An 18919-nucleotide genomic window follows, 5' to 3' on the forward strand; every position below is an offset into this window, starting at 1 on the left:
TAGATTTTATTTTAGGATTATTTCTTTTTTACTAATAAAAGGTGATCACATACGAGAACCACTTCACCTCGTTGGTTGATGATTTCTACATGCTCGGTCACGGTTCCCATATTGGGTTTTTTAGCTTCTCCTTTTTCAGAAATCGTAATTTCAGAATGAATAGTGTCACCAATATGAACCGGTTTTACAAATCGCATTCGGTCATAGCCTTTAGAAAAAGCTTCCGGATTTATTTCAGATGCTGTTAAACCAATGCCAATACTGAAAACCATTGTTCCGTGGGCAATTCGCTGTCCGAAAGGCTGAGTTTTGCACCATTCTTCATCCATGTGATGCGGAAAAAAATCGCCGGTATGTCCCGCATGAACTACAAAATCTGTTTCTGTAATTGTTCTGCCTAATGTAACTCTTTTATCATTAAGTTGATAGTCTTCGAAAAATGTCGATTTGAAATACATATCTTTTTAGTTTTTAAGTCCTTAGTGATTAGTCCTTAGTGATTATTTCTTAGTGATTAGCTAATTACTATGGACTAGCGACTAATTACTATATTTATATAATTTTTTTGGGCGTTTTAACACGCTTCCCGCTGTATCTTTTTTGGCAGAAAAAGCCAAAAAAGGATGCCGCTTCAATCGTTAACGCGGGCAACTATTGTTATAACTCATTTAGTGGAATTCCACCTTTTTGATTACTGATGTAACAAGCTTCAACAACCTTCATCGTATCTAGCACATCCTGAACACTTGCTAATAATTTGTCATCGGAACCTTCTTTAAAGCGCATCAAATTTGACATGGTACCAATAAAAGCCTCCGGAAACCAGGAACCTTCCAAATTGATTTTTTCCCATTCGTATGTACCATCTTTTTCCAAAGCAACTTCAAATTCGTCCGGCATACCGTCAGGGTAATTCATCAACAAGCCCATTTTGGCTTTGATTGCTCCCTTTGTTCCTTCCCATTTGATGTAGCTTTCTTCGTGTTTAGAGCCAAAATGATGATCGTGATTGGTATTGATAACCACACGCATCGAATCGCTATAATCCAAAATAATCGAAGAACGGCACGAAGATAATTTTTTCAAAGGATGATGAGTCGTTTTGGCATAAACCCCTTTTGGGTTTCCTAAAAACGAACGAATGCAGTCAATATAATGCACACTGTGAAATAGAATCTCCAATCTTGGATGCTCCTTAATCAGTGGGAACAATTCCCAAGGGGTATTTACCGTAACTTTAAATTCTAAATCATACAAATCGCCAATCATACCCTGATTTATTATGTATCGTGCTGCACTGACAAAAGAGGCAAAACGCAACTGAAAATTGATGGCAGCGACTAATTTTTTTCTTTCGCAAACGGCAACAATTTCTCTGGCCTGGGCCAAATCATTTCCCATAGGTTTTTGAATCAGCACTGCAGCACCATCTGGAAGCTGTTCTAATATTTCTATATATTGATCAGGTAATACGGTAATGTCGTACACTGCGTTCGATGGAGCGTTTTTTACTGCTTCAGCCACATTTTCAAACACATTCGGAATGCCAAATTGTTTTGCCATATCCTGCGCCTTCGAGAGCGTTCTGTTGGTAATACCAAAAACACTCATGCCAGCCATTTTATAAGCTGGAAGATGAGCATCTTTTACGATACCGCTTGCTCCAATAATAATAATCGGTTGGGTTGTTTCTGGTAATAAGGGTTTATATGGAATAGTCATAATTATATAATTTGCAGAATAAGATTCTGTGTTTCTTCTAATAATTTTTCGGATGGGATGTTGCTTTCTAATGATGTTAAAACCATCTTGTCAATAAGCTCGGCTACTTTTGGCCAAACCGGAGTTTGAGGAAGTGTCAAAGCATTTTCATGTAATGTTTCCAGTTTATGATAAAACGGAATAGTAGTGTTGATTTCAACATCATTCCACGTAGATTTACGGCAACCGATTCCACCTTCAGTTGTTAATAACTTATCACTTTCAGGGGTTGTTGCAAATCTCAGAAAAGCGTATGCCAGTTTTTGATGTTTGCTTCCTGTTCCAATAGTATATAGCCAATATACATTTAACGAAGCCGTTTTATGGTTTTCATCATGTGGTAATTCTGTGATATTTACTTTTCCTTTTACAGTTGATTCTTCAATCACTTCACACATGGAGGCAAATCCAAACCAGTTGATGGCCATTGCCGCTTCTCCTTTGGCAAAAGCCATACCGGCTTCAACTGACCCAAATTTTTTTGATTGCGGATGAATGGCTTTTTTATTGTTGGCTATTGTTCTGTAAAAATCCAAAGCATCAATCGCTGCCTTATGGTTAATGTCGATTTGATTTTTAGTATTCAATAAAGAGCCGCCTCTGGTCCATAATTGCAGACAAAAATCAAAAACCATATTGTGACCATCAGGATAATGTGCAAAAACAGAACCGTATAAATTTTGCTCAGGGCGGTTGAAAAATTCAGCAATTTGAGTGAATTGTTCCCAGGTTTTGGGAGGAAGTAATTCGTATCCAAATTCCTTTTTGAAATTTTCTTTTTCAGTCGGATTTTCAAATAAATCTTTTCTATAAATCAGACATTCCGGCCCATCGTGGAAAGGAAGCCCGTAAGTCCCGTTATTAATCTGTTGTAAATGCAATAGAGACTGATGCCAGCCTTCAGGATAATTTTGAGGAGGATTCTCAGTAATTAATGAAGTCAAATCCAGAACCGCTTTTTCATTCGCAGCATCAAAAATCCAGTCGGTATTGATATGCGCGATATCCCAGTTTCCGTTTATTAAACCTTTATTGGTAATGGTTTCTTCGTATAAATCGTGCAGTTCCAGCGGAATCATTTCTGCTTCAATAGTAATACTGTTTTTCAGGCAGAACAAATCCCACAGCTTTTGCAGTGTACTTTCAAAAGGATCAAATTTCCTGACAGCGATTCTTAACTTTTCCATTATTAAGCTATAAATTCTTTAATAATTCGCTCGTTGTCCTGTCCTAATTTTGGAGAACCTTTACCTGATGTGAAAATTTCTCCGTCAATTCTAATAGGACATCGGGTTGTTTTATAAGTGTAGCTGTCCAGCATTTCAACTCGCTGCACGAAATTCAGAACCTGAAAACCCTCTTCTGCAAAAAGCTGTTTATAGTTCAGGACTTTGGCACACCAAATATCAGCGGGCTCCAAAATATCCAGCCAGTGTTGCGTTTCCTGAGTTTGCAAATGTTCGGCTAGAATATTCTTGATGTCATCCCTCAATTCAAATTTATTTTCAGGAAACTGCAATAATTCATCACATTTTAAAAGCGAAGCCAAAACCGGAATCGATCCCATAGCCAGCGCTAAGTAGCCATTTTGAGTTTTGTAAATTCCATAAGGCGCACCCAGATAAGCGTGAGCATTGTTGGATTTTGTCCGAACAGGCACTTCACCACCGTCGTTAAAATAAGTAGTAATGGTTTCAAACTGAAAATCAAAAGCAGATTCCAGCATACTTACCTGAACTTTCGCCCCGATATTATGAGTTACTTTTCTATATAAAGCAGCTAAAATTCCTTGTGCCAAATGTGCTCCCGCTAACATGTCTACAATCGATAATCCCATCGGAACCGGACCATCTTCCTGATTCCCGCTCAGCCAGGTTAAGGCTGTCAGCGATTGCAGTAATAAATCCTGTCCGGGTAAATCTTTTAGTTTGGATTTTGTACCGTAGCCTGAAATTTCGGCATAGATGATATTAGGATTGATTACTGCGACTTCATCATAACTCAAACCTACACGTTCCATTACGCCGGGTCTGAAATTGTGCATGACAACATCGGCTTTAGCCAGCAATTTTTTTAGCTTTTCGAGTTCATTCGGGTCTTTAAAATCGATAGCGAATGATTCTTTGTTTCTGTTGATGGTATGAAATACAGAAGATTCTCCATTCATAATCAAATCAGACGTATATAAGGTTCGGCAGATATCTCCAGTTCCGGGTTTCTCAATTTTTATCACACGGGCACCCAGATCTGCCAAGCGTAAACTGGCTGAGGGACCGGAAAGAAACTGGCTAAAATCTACTATTAAATAATCTTCTAATGGTTTCATCCTGCTAGTTTAAAAATTGTTCGTGTATTGTTAAATTGTCTTCGCCAACTTTAGGTGCTGCTTTGGTACTGGTTAAAATTTCACCATCCAGTTGAATTGGGCTTCTTGTTGTAACCAATTTTTCGCCTGCCGAATTTTGTACCGTTTGTTTCAATTGCAGTTCATTCACAAAGGATTGGCTGTCTAATTCCTGGTAATTAAGTACTTTGCCACACCAAACTCCTTGTTTTTGAAGTAATTCAATCCAATAATCTGCTGTTTTAGTATTCAGTTTTTCGGCTAATAATTCCCTGATTTCATCTCTTTGCGAAAACCATTTGTGTTTATCAGTGTAATTTTGGAAATCGATTTCCAAAATACTTCCAATAAAAAGCAAATCTCCCATTGCTAAAGAAATGTAACCGTCCTTAGTTTGGTAAACACCATAAGGGGCACTTAGAAAAGCATGAGCGCTTCCTTTTACATCACTTCTTTGAGGCTGTTGTCCGCCGTCATTTAAATAGGAAGTTATGGCTTCAAACTGAACATCCAAAACAGATTCGAGTAAACTTACTTCTACCAAAACCCCTTTTCCTGTTTTGGCTCTTTTCAATAACGCAGCCAAAATTCCCTGTACAAAATGATTTCCGCACATCAAATCGGCTACAGCCAGACCAAACGGAACGGGTCCCTGACTTTTTCTCCCACTCAGCCAGCTTAATCCTGAAAGTGACTGCAGTAATAAATCCTGTCCGGGTTTATTTGCCCATGGCCCTTTGTCTCCGTAACCGGTTATAGTTCCGTAGATTATTTTTGGATTGATATTTAAAACATCGTTAAATGTCAAACCAATTTTATCCATTACGCCCGGTCTGAAATTATGCGTCATAATATCAGCTTTGGCGATTATTTTTTTTACTAAAATTAAATCTTCAGGATTTTTAAGATCAGCTGCAAATGATTCTTTATTTCTGTTAATGGTATGAAACAACAAACTGCTGTCATCCACAAAAAGATCTTTGATGCTCAATTGGCGACAGGCTTCACCTTTAACAGGGCGTTCGATTTTAATTACTCTCGCTCCTAAATCAGCTAATTTTAATCCGGCAGAAGGCCCTGCCAAAAACTGACAAAACTCCAATACAATTAATCCTTCTAATGGTCTCATGCTGTTATAGGTTTAAAGACTTGATGTAAAGAGCATCCATTGCGGATAAAGCAACTTCTTCATCGCCTCCATTCATTAAATAATCACGAACCACATCTCCTGCATGATCCTGAAAATACATGTGTCCGGAATATCTTGGTCTTAAAAAAGCTCTTTCTAAAGCAGGTAATGTATTTTTGAAATAATCATGGGTTATGCCGTTAATTCGGTCATTTTTCCAGGCTTGCAAATGCCCCGGTTGTCCGCCATTATCTGAAAAAATATTTTTTTGTACCTGAGGAGACCCTGTAAATTCAGCATATTTTATTGCTTCCGGAATATGCTGACTGAAAGAAGAAACAGCCAAACCGGTTCCGCCCAAAGAACTAATCATCGGTTTGTCATTCAATTTTACCAAGTCATAAAAATGAAGCAGATTTTTGCTGTAACCAATTCTTGAATAATTAGAATAGCCATACGCAAAAGGGCAGTAAGCAATCTCATCCGAATTCACCATAGCTTCATATACCTGAATCGGATTACGGTTAAAATTAGCCGAATCCATTAATTGAGCAAGTTCACGATGCATTTGCAAAGCTTTTTTTCCTGTTTCCACAGAAATTACTTTTTCCTGAGACTGAAAAGGAGTTTCACCTAAACTGCAGCAAAAAGAGTAAAAAGTCATTAGCGAATCTACCGGAATTCCTGCAAAAGCGATCAATCCTTTTTTTGCTAAAGCCAATAAATCATCATAGGTTTGCGGAACTTTTAACCCATTTTTTTCCAAAATATCTAACCTTGCGGCTGCTACAGGAGTTGCTGCATCTATTGGTAATGCCCATAATTTATTGTGAAAGACGTAGCTTCCGTAAGACTTACCAACGGTATTGATTTCCTGATCTTTTATATATTCGGCAGGAAGATAATCTGATAAAGGTAAAATTGTTTTGGTATCGGCACCAAATCCTGTCCAGGGATGATCTATAACCAAGAGGTCAAATCTTTTAGCTAAATCTTCAATAGAAGCGTCTGCAAATTCCTGTAAACTTCTTTTTTCCCAACTTATTTCTATATCAGGATTCAGCTCTGTAAAACGCTGAGCTGTGGCCACCATCGGCAATAATCCTCTGGTGTGGTTCCACGTAATCCCTTTTAGTTTTTTCATTTTAATAGTCTAAATTTAATAAATGTAATTTCCACATTTACAAATATAGAAATTAGATTCAATTGCTAAGATTATATGATTTATTTTTTCTCAAATAGTGCAGGTTTTTTTTATATTTTGTACAAATTACACATAAAATGTGATATTGTTTTTAATTATATCTATTTTTAAGGACTGATTCTTAAAATAAGTGCCGGGTATTCATATTAAGTTTTATATTTGTAAATGTGGAAATCACATTTATTTTATGCCAATTTTTCATAATACAATTTTTAAAGTAGCAGTATGCTTAAAATTTCTTTTCTTTCCAAAATGATTGTCTTACTGATTTTTGTAACGGCAATTTCAAATGCTCAAAATACAATTCCAACGAAGCTAAAATGGTCAGAAAGAATGGCTTTAACATTAATGCAGCGTCATCCTCAATCGTATATGATTGATGATGCTCCAGTAGCACATATAAGTTATGTTCATGGTTTGGTTACCTATGCTTTTCAACAATTAGGCAAGCAAAAAAATGATGAAAAATATGCAGCTTATGCCAAACAATATGCTGATGAATTGATTGATGCCGACGGAAACATTAAAACCTATAAATACGAGTCCTTTAATATAGATAATATCCCTACAGGCCGAATTTTGTTTGATATTTATGAACAGACTAAAGACAAACGGTATTTAACTGCCATGCAGACCCTGCGTAAACAATTAGAAGAGCAGCCTCGTACCCCAAGTGGTGGTTTTTGGCACAAAAAAATATATCCCAACCAAATGTGGCTGGATGGCTTGTATATGGGAGAACCATTTTATGCAGAATATACCTTTACGTTCGAAAATGGAGCTAAGTTAGATGATGTTGCTCATGAATTTGAATTGATTCAGGAAAAGGCAACGGATTCAAAGACAGGATTGTTATACCATGCCTGGGATGAGACTAAACAAATGCCATGGGCCAATAAAGAAACTGGTGTTTCACCTAACTTTTGGTCCCGGTCAATGGGATGGTATGTGATGGGATTGGTAGATGTTCTGGATTATTTTCCTAAAAATCATCCAAAACGAAACGAACTGATTTTGTATTTGAATAACATTTCTAACGCATTAGTCAAATTTCAGGATCCGTCAGGTTTATGGTATCAGGTAACCGATATGGGAACAAGAGAAGGCAATTATTTAGAAACTTCTGGTACGGCTATGTTTGCTTATGCTTTTGCGAAGGGAGCAAAAAAAGGATATTTGTCTAAAAAATTCAAAAAAATTGCTGAAAAGGCCTTTGATGGTATTACTTCAAAATTTGTTAAAGTATATCCAAATGGAGAAATTGAAATTACGAATGCCTGTGCTGTTGCTGGTTTAGGAGGAAATCCATATCGTGATGGTTCGTATGAATATTATATTAATGAAAAAAGAAAAGATAATGATCCTAAAGTAACCGGACCTTTTATTCTGGCTGCTTTAGAACTAAATAAATAATACTATAATTTAAAAATATGTTTTCATTACAAAATAAAAAAGCCGTCATAACCGGCGGAGGAAGTGGAATAGGAAGGGCTATTGCAACTTTGTTTGCGAAACAAGGAGCAGAAATTCACATTATTGATTTAACTATTGAAAGTGCTCAGGATGCAGTTGCTGATATTGAGCAATTAGGTGGAAAAGTATTTTCATATGCGTGCAATGTAGTAAATCAGAAAGAGGTAGTCGATACATTTGAAAAAATTGGAAATATCCATATTTTGATTAATAATGCCGGTATTGCCCATGTTGGAAAAGTAGACACAACTTTGGAAATCGATTTCCAAAGAGTGATGGATGTAAATGTAAAAGGCGTTTACAACTGTTTGTATGCTGCGATTCCGCAATTTAGATTGTCAAATGGAGGTGTCATTTTGAACATGGCCTCTATAGCATCATGGGTCGGTATTCAGGATCGTTTCGCTTATTCAACTGCTAAAGGAGCTGTAATGGCAATGACTTTATCAGTGGCGAGAGATTACATAGATGAAGGGATTCGCTGCAATTCGATTTCACCTGCAAGGGTGCATACACCTTTTGTAGACGGATTTATCAATAAAAATTATCCAGGCAAAGAAGCTGAAATTTTTGAAAAACTGTCTAAGTCGCAGCCAATCGGACGTATGGGACAACCAGACGAAATTGCTGCACTGGCACTTTACTTATGTAGTGATGAAGCCGGATTCATTACCGGAAGTGATTATCCTATTGATGGAGGATTTATAAAATTAAATAATTAAAAAAGAGATGCTAAGGTTCTGAGATATTAAGCTGCTAAGATTTTAGCCTTAGAAACTCAGAACCTTAGAATCTTAGTAACTTAAAAAATTAAGAAAATGAAATTAATACGTTTTGGAGCTGCTGGAAAAGAAAAACCGGGTGTTATTATTGGGGAAAAAAGATATGATGTTTCTTCAATTGTTTCGGATTTTAACGAAGCTTTTTTCGAAGACAATGGTTTGGAAAAATTAAAAAAAGCTTTAGAAAGCAATCCGGTTTTACCAGAAGTCGATGCAAATGTTCGTTTAGGTTCTCCGGTTGCGAGACCTTCAAAAATAATCTGTATCGGATTGAATTATGTAGATCATTGTCATGAAACTGGTGCTCCGATTCCAACAGAACCCATTATCTTTTTCAAATCAACTACCTCTTTATGTGGCCCAAATGATGATTTGGTTATCCCAAAAAACAGTGAAAAAACAGACTGGGAAATCGAATTGGCATTTGTAGTAGGTAAAAAAGCAAGTTATGTAGAAGAAGCAGAAGCTTTAGACTATGTAGCAGGATATGCTTTATTGAATGATTACAGCGAAAGAGCTTTCCAAATCGAAATGGGTGGACAATGGGCAAAAGGAAAAGGTTGTGATACTTTCGCTCCTCTTGGACCATTTTTGGCTACGCAGGACGAAATCGCTGATGTAAATAATTTACCAATGTGGTTAACTGTTAACGGAAAGAAATTCCAAAACAGTAATACTTCTAATCTGGTTTTTAAAATTCCATTTTTAGTGCATTATCTAAGTCAGTTTATGACGTTGCTTCCTGGTGATGTCATTAGTACAGGAACACCTCCTGGAGTTGGATTAGGTATCAAGCCGGATCCAATCTATATCAAACCAGGTGACGTTATCGAATTGGGTATGGACGGTCTGGGATCAAGTAAACAAATAGCTAAAGCTTATTCTAAATAAAATGAAATATATTGTTTGTGAAAAACCGCAGGAGTTTCTATACAAAGAGAAACCAATGCCAGAACCAAAGGAAGGCGAAGTGCTTTTGAAAATTAGAAGGATAGGTGTCTGCGGAACCGATATTCACGCTTTTGGAGGAACACAGCCTTATTTTGAATACCCAAGAATTTTAGGCCATGAACTGGCTGCTGAATATATAAAAGGAAATGCAAAAGGTTTCGAGCCGGGCGATAAAGTAACGTTTATTCCTTATTTCAGCTGTGGAACATGTGTTGCCTGTCGAAATGGTCTGACTAATTGTTGTGCCAATATCAAAGTCTTCGGCGTGCATATTGACGGCGGAATGGCCGAGTATGTTACGATTCCGGAACAGTATTTACTGCACGGACAAGGTCTGGATTATGATGAACTGGCTTTAGTTGAACCATTAGCGATTGCAGCACACGGAGTAAGAAGAGCGGCTGTAAAAGCAACCGATACCGTTTTGGTAATGGGTGCAGGACCAATCGGAATTGGATTGATTCAGTTTGCTAAGATTGCCGGAGCTAAAGTGATTGTAATGGATATCAATGACTACCGATTAGGTTTTTGTAAAAATGAACTGAATGCTGATGAAACCATCAATCCGTTAAATGAAGATGTGGCCGAAAGATTAAAAGAACTGACCAATGGCGATATGGCAAACGTAGTGATTGATGCTACCGGAAACCAAAAAGTGATGAACAGTGCCTTTAATTATATTTCGCATGGCGGAAGATTCGTATTGGTGGGACTTCAAAAAGGAGAATTGAGCTTCAGTCATCCTGATTTTCATAAAAGGGAATCTACTTTGATGAGCAGCCGTAATGCTACCATGGAAGATTTTGAATATGTAATGGAATGCCTGAAAGCTGGGAAAATTGATCCCAAGAAGTACATCACGCACAGAGCTGATTTTGAGGATATGATCAGTGAATTTGGAAAATGGATTGATCCAAAAAATAATACTATTAAAGCGTTAATCGAGATAAATTAAGATTAAACTATAGTTTTAAACACATAGAAACATAGGTTTTTTATTTTTTGAAAGAGAGTTGAAAGAAACTAGTTTCTCACACATAGCTATGTGTTTGTATGCAAGTGAAGCGCCTTTTTCGTATGTTTCTAAAGCTATGTTTCTATGTGTTAAAATATTTACAGCTATTTAAAACCATAAATAAACACAAAAAATGGATTTACATTTAAAAGGTAAAATTGTAGTCGTTTCAGGATCGGCTGGAAAAGAAGGAAGTATTGGTGAGACCATCATCAATCGATTAGCGGATGAAGGTGCTATTCCGGTTTTGGTGGACAGAAACAGCAGAGGCTTTGGTTATGCGGAAGCTTTGCAGAAGAAAGGAATCGATTCGTTGTTTGTACAAACGGATGTGACTGATCCTGTCCAGATGGAAAAAGCAGTTGCTGAGATTGCGAAAAAATACGGCAGAATAGATGTTGTGATCAATAACGTAGGTGTAAATGACGGTGCGGGTTTAGATGCTACTTACGAAGAGTTTATGGATTCATTAAAGCTTAATGTGGTAAGTTACTTTTTGCTGGTGAAATTTGCACTTCCATACCTAAAAGAATCAAAAGGAAACATTTTGAATATTGGTTCAAAAGTAGCTTTGACGGGACAAGGCGGAACGTCAGGATATGCTGCTGCAAAAGGCGGTGTTCTTGGACTTACGAGAGAATGGGCAGTGGATTTGATTCAGTACGGAATTCGTTCTAATGCGATCATTATTGCTGAATGTTACACACCGGCATACGAAGACTGGATCAAAACAGTACCGGATGGTGAAGCAGTTTTGAAAAAAATCAATAAAAGTATTCCGTTTGAGTCCAGAATGACTACAACAGTAGAAATTGCAGATACGGCGCTTTTTATTGTTTCAGATCGATCTTCCCATACTACGGGACAATTTGTTTTCGTAGAAGGAGGTTATGTGCATTTGGATCGTGCTTTAATCAGTGATGTAAATTAATTGGTATGAATCGAATTGACTCCCATCAGCATTTTTGGATATTTGATCCGGTTAGAGATAGCTGGATTGATGATTCGATGCAAAAGATTCAAAGGGATTTTTTACCCCAAGATTTGTCGCCATTGCTTTCAGAAAATCAATTTTCGGGATGCGTAGCGGTTCAGGCAAGTCAGTCTGAAGAAGAAACTAATTTTTTACTGGATCTCGCTTCAAAAAATGATTTTATAAAAGGAGTTGTAGGCTGGGTTGATTTAAGAAGTGAAAACATTTCAGACCGATTAAGACACTTTTCTAAATATTCAACCTTAAAAGGGTTCAGGCATGTTGTGCAGGGAGAACCTGATGATTTTATGTTCGGAAAGGAATTCCGTAACGGAATCGTAGCCTTAAAAGAGTTTGACTTTACTTATGATATTTTGATTTTTCATCGTCAGTTGCCAGCTGCAATCGATTTGGTAAAAACATTTCCTGAACAAAAGTTTGTCATTGATCATATTGCAAAACCGGATATAAAATCGGGTGATATTACATCATGGAAAAAAGGAATTGAAGCAATTTCAAAATTTGAAAATGTATGGTGTAAAATCTCCGGAATGGTTACAGAAGCCGATTGGAACAATTGGAAACCATCCGATTTAAAACCGTATCTGGATGTGATTTTTGAAAACTTCTCTGCAGATAAAATACTGTTCGGATCCGACTGGCCGGTTTGCAATGTAGCTTCTGATTATAAGGAACTGGTAAAAACATTAGAAGATTACATATCACAGCTTTCAATTGAAGATCAGAATAAAATCTGGTTTGAAAATGCTAAATCATTTTATAAGTTGAATGACTAAGTTGTATGCAATCTTTGGAAAACTATACACAGAAATTATTGTCATGAAAAAAGTAAAATTAGTTTTGGGTATATGTTTACTATTGTTAATTCTATCATGTGAAGGATCAGATGCTTATCAAGGTAAATGGAAAGCATTAGATTTAAAAGGTAAAAAACATCAAATTACTTTTTCGCAAAAAGAAATTACTATAAAAGATAGCTCAGGGAAGTCTATAATTCATAGTTATATTCAAAGCGGAATGGGGCATCATGGTTCTTCAGATAAGTCTGTTGATACCTATAAAATTCTATTAAATAATGGTCAGAACTATCAAATTTATTTTCCCAAAAATGACGAAAGTCTAGGATTAATTATGGACGGTAATGGATTGCAAATATTTACTATTAGTAGAAAAGACTATTTAACATATGATGATATTAATAAGTGATTGGATTAAGATTCCATAATATTGTAATATAAAAAAAAGCGTGAATTTCTACAATTCACGCTTTTTTTATGATCAGTTTAGACTTTTTATTTTTTTAAAACATCAGTTTCAGGAGTCCATTTTTTCTGCCATTCAGGATACTTTTTCAATACTTTTTCAGGATTGTAGGTGTACCAGGCATAACCTGTTCGGCGTTCGCGGCTTACTTCTGCTAATGAATATAAGTATACACTGTCCCTGTCACAAAACAAAGGTTTTCCTGTTCCTAATTCGTAATAACGGGTCCAGATTGGTGGTGCTGTCGGATCATTTACAACACGACGATCGTCTTTAATTTTTTTGAATTTTGAATCCATCTCCGGAGCTTCAAAAGTTTCTACTCTGGTATTGTATATTTTAGAATCCTCAAACCACTTAACGGCACTTTGTACCGCTCTTATAACCTGTTCACTAGGATTTTCAATTTTCATTAAAAATAAGACAATATCAACACTTTCTGCATTACTGACACTTGGCGGTTCAAATTTTCTCGCCCATACCGGAAGTAAAGTTACCTCGTCATGCTGCTGGCACCAGGCACTCAGTTTTCCATGGTCAGAAATTTGTGTTTTTAAAATGCAGTCAATTCCTTTTTCATAAGCTGTATTTACTTTGCTTTTTGTTTCAGCATCTATAAAACTAAAATTAGGATCGTTATTTACTATTTTATCCAGCAAATTCATAATCCCCATATAAGCACCGTCATTAAAAGTAATATGGCGGCTGTATCCTTTTTCGAGTGGATAATATTGAGGCCATCCACCATTAGGATATTGCGCTTCTAAAATAAAATCAATTCCTTTCAGACAAGCTGTTTTGTATTTTTCTATTTTGGTCAGTGTATAAACCTGCGCCAGATAATAGACATGAGTATAAGTGGTGCCGTTGTCAAAAGTGGTATGCAAAACTGACCTTGAACCTACAATATCATTTATTTGTTCAGTTGTCAAAATAGCACGCATGTCATAATTTTTTGGCCATCCGCCATTATCGCGCTGAAAATAGATGATGTTATCCGCAATTTTGGTGTATTCGGATTCTTCATATTTTGGCTGATTCGGAATCGGATTGACAATATTGTTTTTATCGGCAATACCATACCAGTGATTCATACTGTCGCTAAATGGTTTTGTACTGATTACTGTCGTCTTTTTGTCTTTTTCAGATTGAGCGCCTGAATAAAGAAACGAAAAAGAGGTGAGTAGGATGCCAAATAATAAACTCTTATTTCTGGACAGACTTTGTGATGTTTTCATAGTAATTTGATGAACTTCAGTTGTGTTTAGTTTGAACTTAGACACAACTGAAGGATAATGGTTTAATTAACTATAGTTTTACCGCAGATTTTGGAACAGTTTCTCCTATAACCGTTTTTTTGTCAAAATTTGAATTCGCTGAAGAAACAAATTCTACATTCTCAGTAGCTTCTCCATTAATAGTAATGGCTTTAGATGAAGTAGAATTGAATTCAATATCCTTAAACGACATGTTTTTACCGTTGTAAATATCAATTACATTTGGTTTTTCAATATCTAGTTTTGCATTGTGAATTTTAATTCCGTTAGCATCAACAATAGTAAATCCATTTTCTGCTTTTGCAATCAGATTAGAAATTTCAATATTTTCCAGGTTCATTTCAGGAAGTCCTTGTAAAAATACAGCTTGTTGTGCCCCTTTGATTGTTATATTTTTTATCGAAATATTTTTGAACTGAGGCGTTTTTTCATCTACAGGCATTTTTTGATTGACAATTTTCGCACCACCTTCTTCCAAAGTTTCAGCAATGGATTTTCCTCCATAATAAAGGTTGAATGAAATCGCCTGAGAGGGAATATCGGTCATGAAAATGTCAGAAATAAAAATATTTTCTACAACACCTCCGCGTCCACGGTTACTCTTAAAACGCAGCCCAACATCAGTACCCATAAAAGTACAATTCGAAACGTGCATGTTTTTTACGCCTCCGGACATTTCACTTCCAACCGTAACACCACCATGACCATGATACACAATGTTGTTTTTTATGATGATGTTTTCACACGGAACACCTCTGTCACGACCGTCTTTGTCTTTACCTGATTTGATACAGATTGCGTCATCTCCCACATCAAAACTTGAATTTTCAACGATTACATTTTTGCAGGATTCTACGTCAAGACCATCTCCATTTTGTGAAAACCAAGGGTTACGAACCGTTATATTTCGAACAATCAAATCTTCAATCATCAATGGGTGAATGTTCCATGCCGGAGAATTTTGAAATACAGGTCCGTCAAACAATACTCTTTTACTATTTTGAATACTCACCAATACCGGACGAAGGAAATCATGAATCGCTTCAAACTCTTCTTTAGTTTTTAAATCCAGACGTACATTCTGATCTGCTCCTACAGAAGCTTTCATGAAAGTTTCAGATGGATACCAGCTCGTTTTACTTTCGTTAAGCACACCGCCTGATTCGACAAATTTCTTCCATTGGCTTTCTGTTAGTTTACTTTTTTTAACCTGTCTCCAAACTTCGCCTGAACCATCCCATACACCATTTCCTGTAAAGGCAACATCTTCAAGATTTTTCCCGTAAAGTGGAGAGATACAACGCCAGGTGTTTAAACCTTCAAAGCTGGTTTCGATAATTGGATATAAACTTTTATCAGGGGAGAATTTGATCAATGCTCCAGTTTGTGCATGTAATTCGATTTTGCTTTTTAAGATGATTGGGCCAGTTAACCAGATTCCGGGAGGGATGATTAATTTTCCGCCACCCTTTTTTGAAAGCGCACTGATGGCATCTTCGAAAGCTTTTGTGTTTAAAACATATCCTCCGTTTACAGCGCCAAAGTCTTTAAGATTTACAATGTTTTTCGGAATTTTTGGTTCATTGACTTTTGCCATTTTAAATTCAATGTTGTCGTAAGTACCATTGGATTTTGACTTTTGGGCTACCGCTTTTCCTGCACAGCTAATGGTCAGGACAGCCAAAAGCATACGAGAAAATTGTGTTAGGTTAGTTTTCATTCTTATTGAATTAGTTAAAGTTTAGATTTTTGATATCAAAATAATAGGATATATTTATCTTGATAATACTTATTTTACAAATTGCAAAATAAGTTTCATAAAAAAACGAAAATACAATAATGTAATCGATTGCACAAATTTATAAAAAATATTAACAATATATTTAATTTAATACTGATTCTATAGTATTGTTAATTGTAACGAAGTTGATTTGTAATTCATTATTATACCAATAAAGTAAGTATAATTTAAAATATACAGGAGTGTGCAGGACACTTATATTTTTATGTTCTGTTAAATTGTACCCGTCATTCGCAAAAAGTGTGAAAAATACATTTATTTGAAAGTGTTATATTGTTAAGAAATATATAACCTTTGCAGATTTACCTTAAAAAAGAAAAAAATGCGTTTAAAGATCTATACAAAAGTTCTAATTCTGTTGTTAATAACAATTTGTACATTCTCATTAAAAGCTGCTGAAATCTGGGTTTCTCCACAAGGGAAAGATACTAATGCAGGTACGAAATCGAGTCCGCTGGCAACTGTTCAGATGGCCGTGCGAAAAGCCAGAGAATTACGCCGCCTGAAAGATGCATCCATCAATGGTGGAATCCGTATTATTGTAATGAACGGAACGTATTCTTTAAACGAACCTTTATTTATAAGACCTGAAGATTCCGGAACAGCCGATAGTCCGACGATCATTGAAGCGGATGCCAATGCCAAACCAATATTAAGCGGAGGTATCGAAATTAAAGACTGGAAAAAATCTACACTTGCTATAAACGGTTTAAAAGCCGGAACAATTTGGGAAGCCAATGCTCCTCAGCAGGCAGGTGAAATTATCAATTACCGACAATTATGGGTAAACGGAAAAAAAGCCGTTAGAGCGAAAAGTACTTCTGGAAACCAAATGGACAGAATTTTGTCCTGGGATGCTGCTACCGAAACCTGCTGGATTCCTTTCAAAGACAAATCGGTTAAGTTTGAAACAGGAATGGAAATGTTCATCGTACAATGGTGGGCGATTGCCAATCTTCGAATCAAAAATATCGAAATCAAAAAAGACAGCGCAAGACTTTCATTCGAGCAGCCTGAAAGCCGAATCCAGAGCGAGCACCCCTGGCCGGCTCCGTGGATTTCTAAAAACAACGGAAATTCAGCATTCTATTTAAACAATGGGATTTCAATGCTCAACGAACCCGGAGAATGGTATCTGGACAGAAAAAAAGGTAAAATCTATTACATTCCAAGAAAAGGAGAAGATTTGGCTTCTGCTAAAGTAACTGTACCGGTTTTAGAAAATTTGGTGAAAATGGAAGGAACTCTGGATACTCCGGTGCATCATTTTAATTTTAAAGGAATTTCATTCCAATATAGCAACTGGCTTCGTCCCTCACAACAGGGTCATGTGCCTTTGCAGGCGGGAATGTATTTATTGGATGCCTATAAATTAAAAACTCCGGGGACGCCAAATCAGGCGAGTTTGGAAAATCAGGGATGGGTAGGAAGACCAAGAGCAGCTGTTGAGGTAAATTATGCCAATAATACACAATTTGAATTTTGTAGTTTTGAGCATTTGTCCTCTACAGGTTTGGATTTGCACAGAGGAACGAATCATAATATTGTGAAAGGAAATCTCTTCAAAGACATTGGCGGCAACGGAATCAATCTGGGTGTTTTCTCTGAAGAATCATTCGAGGCACATTTGCCTTATACTGTAAAAGACGAAAGAATAGTTTGTTCAGACGAATTGATTGCTGATAACTTAATTACTAACGTAGCCAACGAAGATTGGGGATGTCTGGGAATTGCTGCCGGTTTTATAAAAAATCTGACGATTGAACACAACGAAATTTCGGATGTGGCCTACAGCGGCATTTCAATGGGCTGGGGCTGGACACACACCGAAAACGTAATGCGTAACAATAAAATTCAGCGAAATAAAATTCATCATTACGCCAAACATTTACACGATGTAGCCGGAATTTATACGCTTTCATCACAGCCTGAAAGCAGCATAGAAGAAAACTATATTGATAAAGTGTACAACAGTCCGTATGCACACGATCCATTTTTATGGCTGTACTTGTATACCGATGAAGGAAGTCAGGGCTTTACGATTAAAAACAACTGGATTCCGATTCAGAAAATATTGAAAAATAACAATGGTCCTAAAGGAAACATCTGGCAGGATAATTATGCTTTTGTTGATCCAAAAATCAAACAAAATGCAGGAATTCGTGCGCCATACAACGACCTATTAGCGAAAGAAGTGGTTGTTGACGAAGCCTGGGGATTACAGGAAATGCCAAAATCGGTAGCGATTGAAGTAATCGGAAAAGATCTGGATATCGAAAAAATCAAATCGACCATAAAAGGCTTCCGAATCGTAGGCGAAGAATTGTACCAATGGGAAAATCATCTGGTTATTTACGGATTGATGAACCAACCTGAAAGAACCAAACGTAAACTGGCTCTGGCTTTTCCGAAACTGGAAATTAAAATCTACGAGAACCCGGTTTATGATTTTCAGAATTTCCAAAGATGTAAAGATGCTAAAGTAGTTTCTGAATGGGAGAATATCGTTTTGACTGCGAATTTGGTAGAAGACGAAAAACTGCAAAAGGAGTACGTAGATTATCACACAACCCAATTCGAAAAATGGCCTGAAATCGCCAAAGGTTTCTGTAATGCCGATTTCCAGCAGTTACAGGTTTTCAAAAACGGAAGACAATTAATGTTGGTCATCAGCATCCCGAAAGGAGAAAGCTTAGAAAAACTAAATCCAAAAACAACCGAAAACAATCCGCGTGTAGACGATTGGAACAACTTAATGAAAAAATACCAAACCGGAATCGAAGGCGCAAAGCCGGGAGAAGTTTGGATTTTCCTGAACAAAGTTAAAGCAGAAGAGAAAAAGTAGAATAAAGAGCAAAGAATAAAGAAAAAATCTGCTTAATCTGCGTGAAAAATAAAACTAACAATCTTAATTAACCACACCTC

The 18919-nt window shown here is 36.6% G+C and carries 16 protein-coding genes; 8 read left to right on the plus strand and 8 right to left on the minus strand.

Annotation, left to right across the window (positions count from 1 at the left end):
- Nucleotides 1-17 precede the first annotated feature (17 nt).
- The 6 genes from ACNC7R_RS02505 to ACNC7R_RS02530 form a co-directional block, all read right to left on the minus strand.
- Nucleotides 18-458, minus strand: a complete 441-nt coding sequence (locus ACNC7R_RS02505) for a MaoC/PaaZ C-terminal domain-containing protein (protein WP_330911414.1) — start codon at nt 456-458, stop codon at nt 18-20.
- A 199-nt stretch (nt 459-657) separates the two neighbouring features.
- The gene (locus ACNC7R_RS02510; RefSeq protein ID WP_417939439.1) at nt 658-1722 is read right to left on the minus strand and encodes a Gfo/Idh/MocA family protein; all 1065 of its coding nucleotides are present in this window, start codon (nt 1720-1722) and stop codon (nt 658-660) included.
- A gap of 2 nt (nt 1723-1724) precedes the next feature.
- Nucleotides 1725-2948: an extracellular solute-binding protein gene (locus ACNC7R_RS02515; protein ID WP_417939440.1), complete on the minus strand. Its 1224-nt coding sequence runs from the start codon at nt 2946-2948 to the stop codon at nt 1725-1727.
- Between the two features lie 2 nt (nt 2949-2950).
- The gene (locus ACNC7R_RS02520; RefSeq protein WP_417939441.1) at nt 2951-4087 is read right to left on the minus strand and encodes a CaiB/BaiF CoA transferase family protein; all 1137 of its coding nucleotides are present in this window, start codon (nt 4085-4087) and stop codon (nt 2951-2953) included.
- Nucleotides 4088-4091: 4 nt separating this feature from the next.
- The gene (locus ACNC7R_RS02525; protein ID WP_417939442.1) at nt 4092-5234 is read right to left on the minus strand and encodes a CaiB/BaiF CoA transferase family protein; all 1143 of its coding nucleotides are present in this window, start codon (nt 5232-5234) and stop codon (nt 4092-4094) included.
- 4 nt (nt 5235-5238) lie between these two features.
- Nucleotides 5239-6378 (minus strand): ABC transporter substrate-binding protein, encoded by a 1140-nt coding sequence (locus ACNC7R_RS02530; RefSeq protein WP_417939443.1) that lies wholly within the window; start codon nt 6376-6378, stop codon nt 5239-5241.
- Nucleotides 6379-6663: 285 nt separating this feature from the next.
- On the opposite strand from ACNC7R_RS02530, the gene ACNC7R_RS02535 reads away from it, so the two are divergent.
- The 7 genes from ACNC7R_RS02535 (at nt 6664) to ACNC7R_RS02565 (ending at nt 12859) form a co-directional block, all read left to right on the plus strand.
- Nucleotides 6664-7851, plus strand: a complete 1188-nt coding sequence (locus tag ACNC7R_RS02535; protein ID WP_417939444.1) for a glycoside hydrolase family 88/105 protein — start codon at nt 6664-6666, stop codon at nt 7849-7851.
- Between the two features lie 17 nt (nt 7852-7868).
- Nucleotides 7869-8633 (plus strand): SDR family NAD(P)-dependent oxidoreductase, encoded by a 765-nt coding sequence (locus tag ACNC7R_RS02540; protein ID WP_180907605.1) that lies wholly within the window; start codon nt 7869-7871, stop codon nt 8631-8633.
- A gap of 96 nt (nt 8634-8729) precedes the next feature.
- Nucleotides 8730-9584, plus strand: a complete 855-nt coding sequence (locus tag ACNC7R_RS02545) for a fumarylacetoacetate hydrolase family protein (RefSeq protein ID WP_417939445.1) — start codon at nt 8730-8732, stop codon at nt 9582-9584.
- A gap of 1 nt (nt 9585) precedes the next feature.
- Nucleotides 9586-10599, plus strand: a complete 1014-nt coding sequence (locus ACNC7R_RS02550) for a zinc-binding alcohol dehydrogenase family protein (RefSeq protein WP_417939446.1) — start codon at nt 9586-9588, stop codon at nt 10597-10599.
- Between the two features lie 193 nt (nt 10600-10792).
- Nucleotides 10793-11590, plus strand: coding sequence for an SDR family oxidoreductase (locus ACNC7R_RS02555; RefSeq protein WP_417939447.1), 798 nt, complete (start codon nt 10793-10795; stop codon nt 11588-11590).
- A gap of 5 nt (nt 11591-11595) precedes the next feature.
- Entirely contained in the window at nt 11596-12429 is an 834-nt protein-coding gene (locus ACNC7R_RS02560; protein ID WP_417939448.1) for an amidohydrolase family protein, read from the plus strand.
- A 43-nt stretch (nt 12430-12472) separates the two neighbouring features.
- Nucleotides 12473-12859, plus strand: a complete 387-nt coding sequence (locus ACNC7R_RS02565) for a hypothetical protein (protein WP_417939449.1) — start codon at nt 12473-12475, stop codon at nt 12857-12859.
- Between the two features lie 86 nt (nt 12860-12945).
- On the opposite strand, the gene pelA is transcribed toward ACNC7R_RS02565, so the two are convergent.
- Together pelA and ACNC7R_RS02575 are read right to left on the minus strand one after the other, a co-directional pair.
- Nucleotides 12946-14154 (minus strand): pectate lyase, encoded by a 1209-nt coding sequence (pelA, locus tag ACNC7R_RS02570; RefSeq protein WP_417939450.1) that lies wholly within the window; start codon nt 14152-14154, stop codon nt 12946-12948.
- A 70-nt stretch (nt 14155-14224) separates the two neighbouring features.
- Nucleotides 14225-15913 (minus strand): glycoside hydrolase family 28 protein, encoded by a 1689-nt coding sequence (locus ACNC7R_RS02575; RefSeq protein ID WP_417939451.1) that lies wholly within the window; start codon nt 15911-15913, stop codon nt 14225-14227.
- 403 nt (nt 15914-16316) lie between these two features.
- On the opposite strand from ACNC7R_RS02575, the gene ACNC7R_RS02580 reads away from it, so the two are divergent.
- Nucleotides 16317-18839, plus strand: coding sequence for an L-rhamnose mutarotase (locus tag ACNC7R_RS02580; protein WP_417939452.1), 2523 nt, complete (start codon nt 16317-16319; stop codon nt 18837-18839).
- Nucleotides 18840-18919: the final 80 nt, after the last annotated feature.

This window comes from Flavobacterium adiutor (assembly GCF_048282555.1).
Classification (GTDB): Bacteria; Bacteroidota; Bacteroidia; order Flavobacteriales; family Flavobacteriaceae; genus Flavobacterium.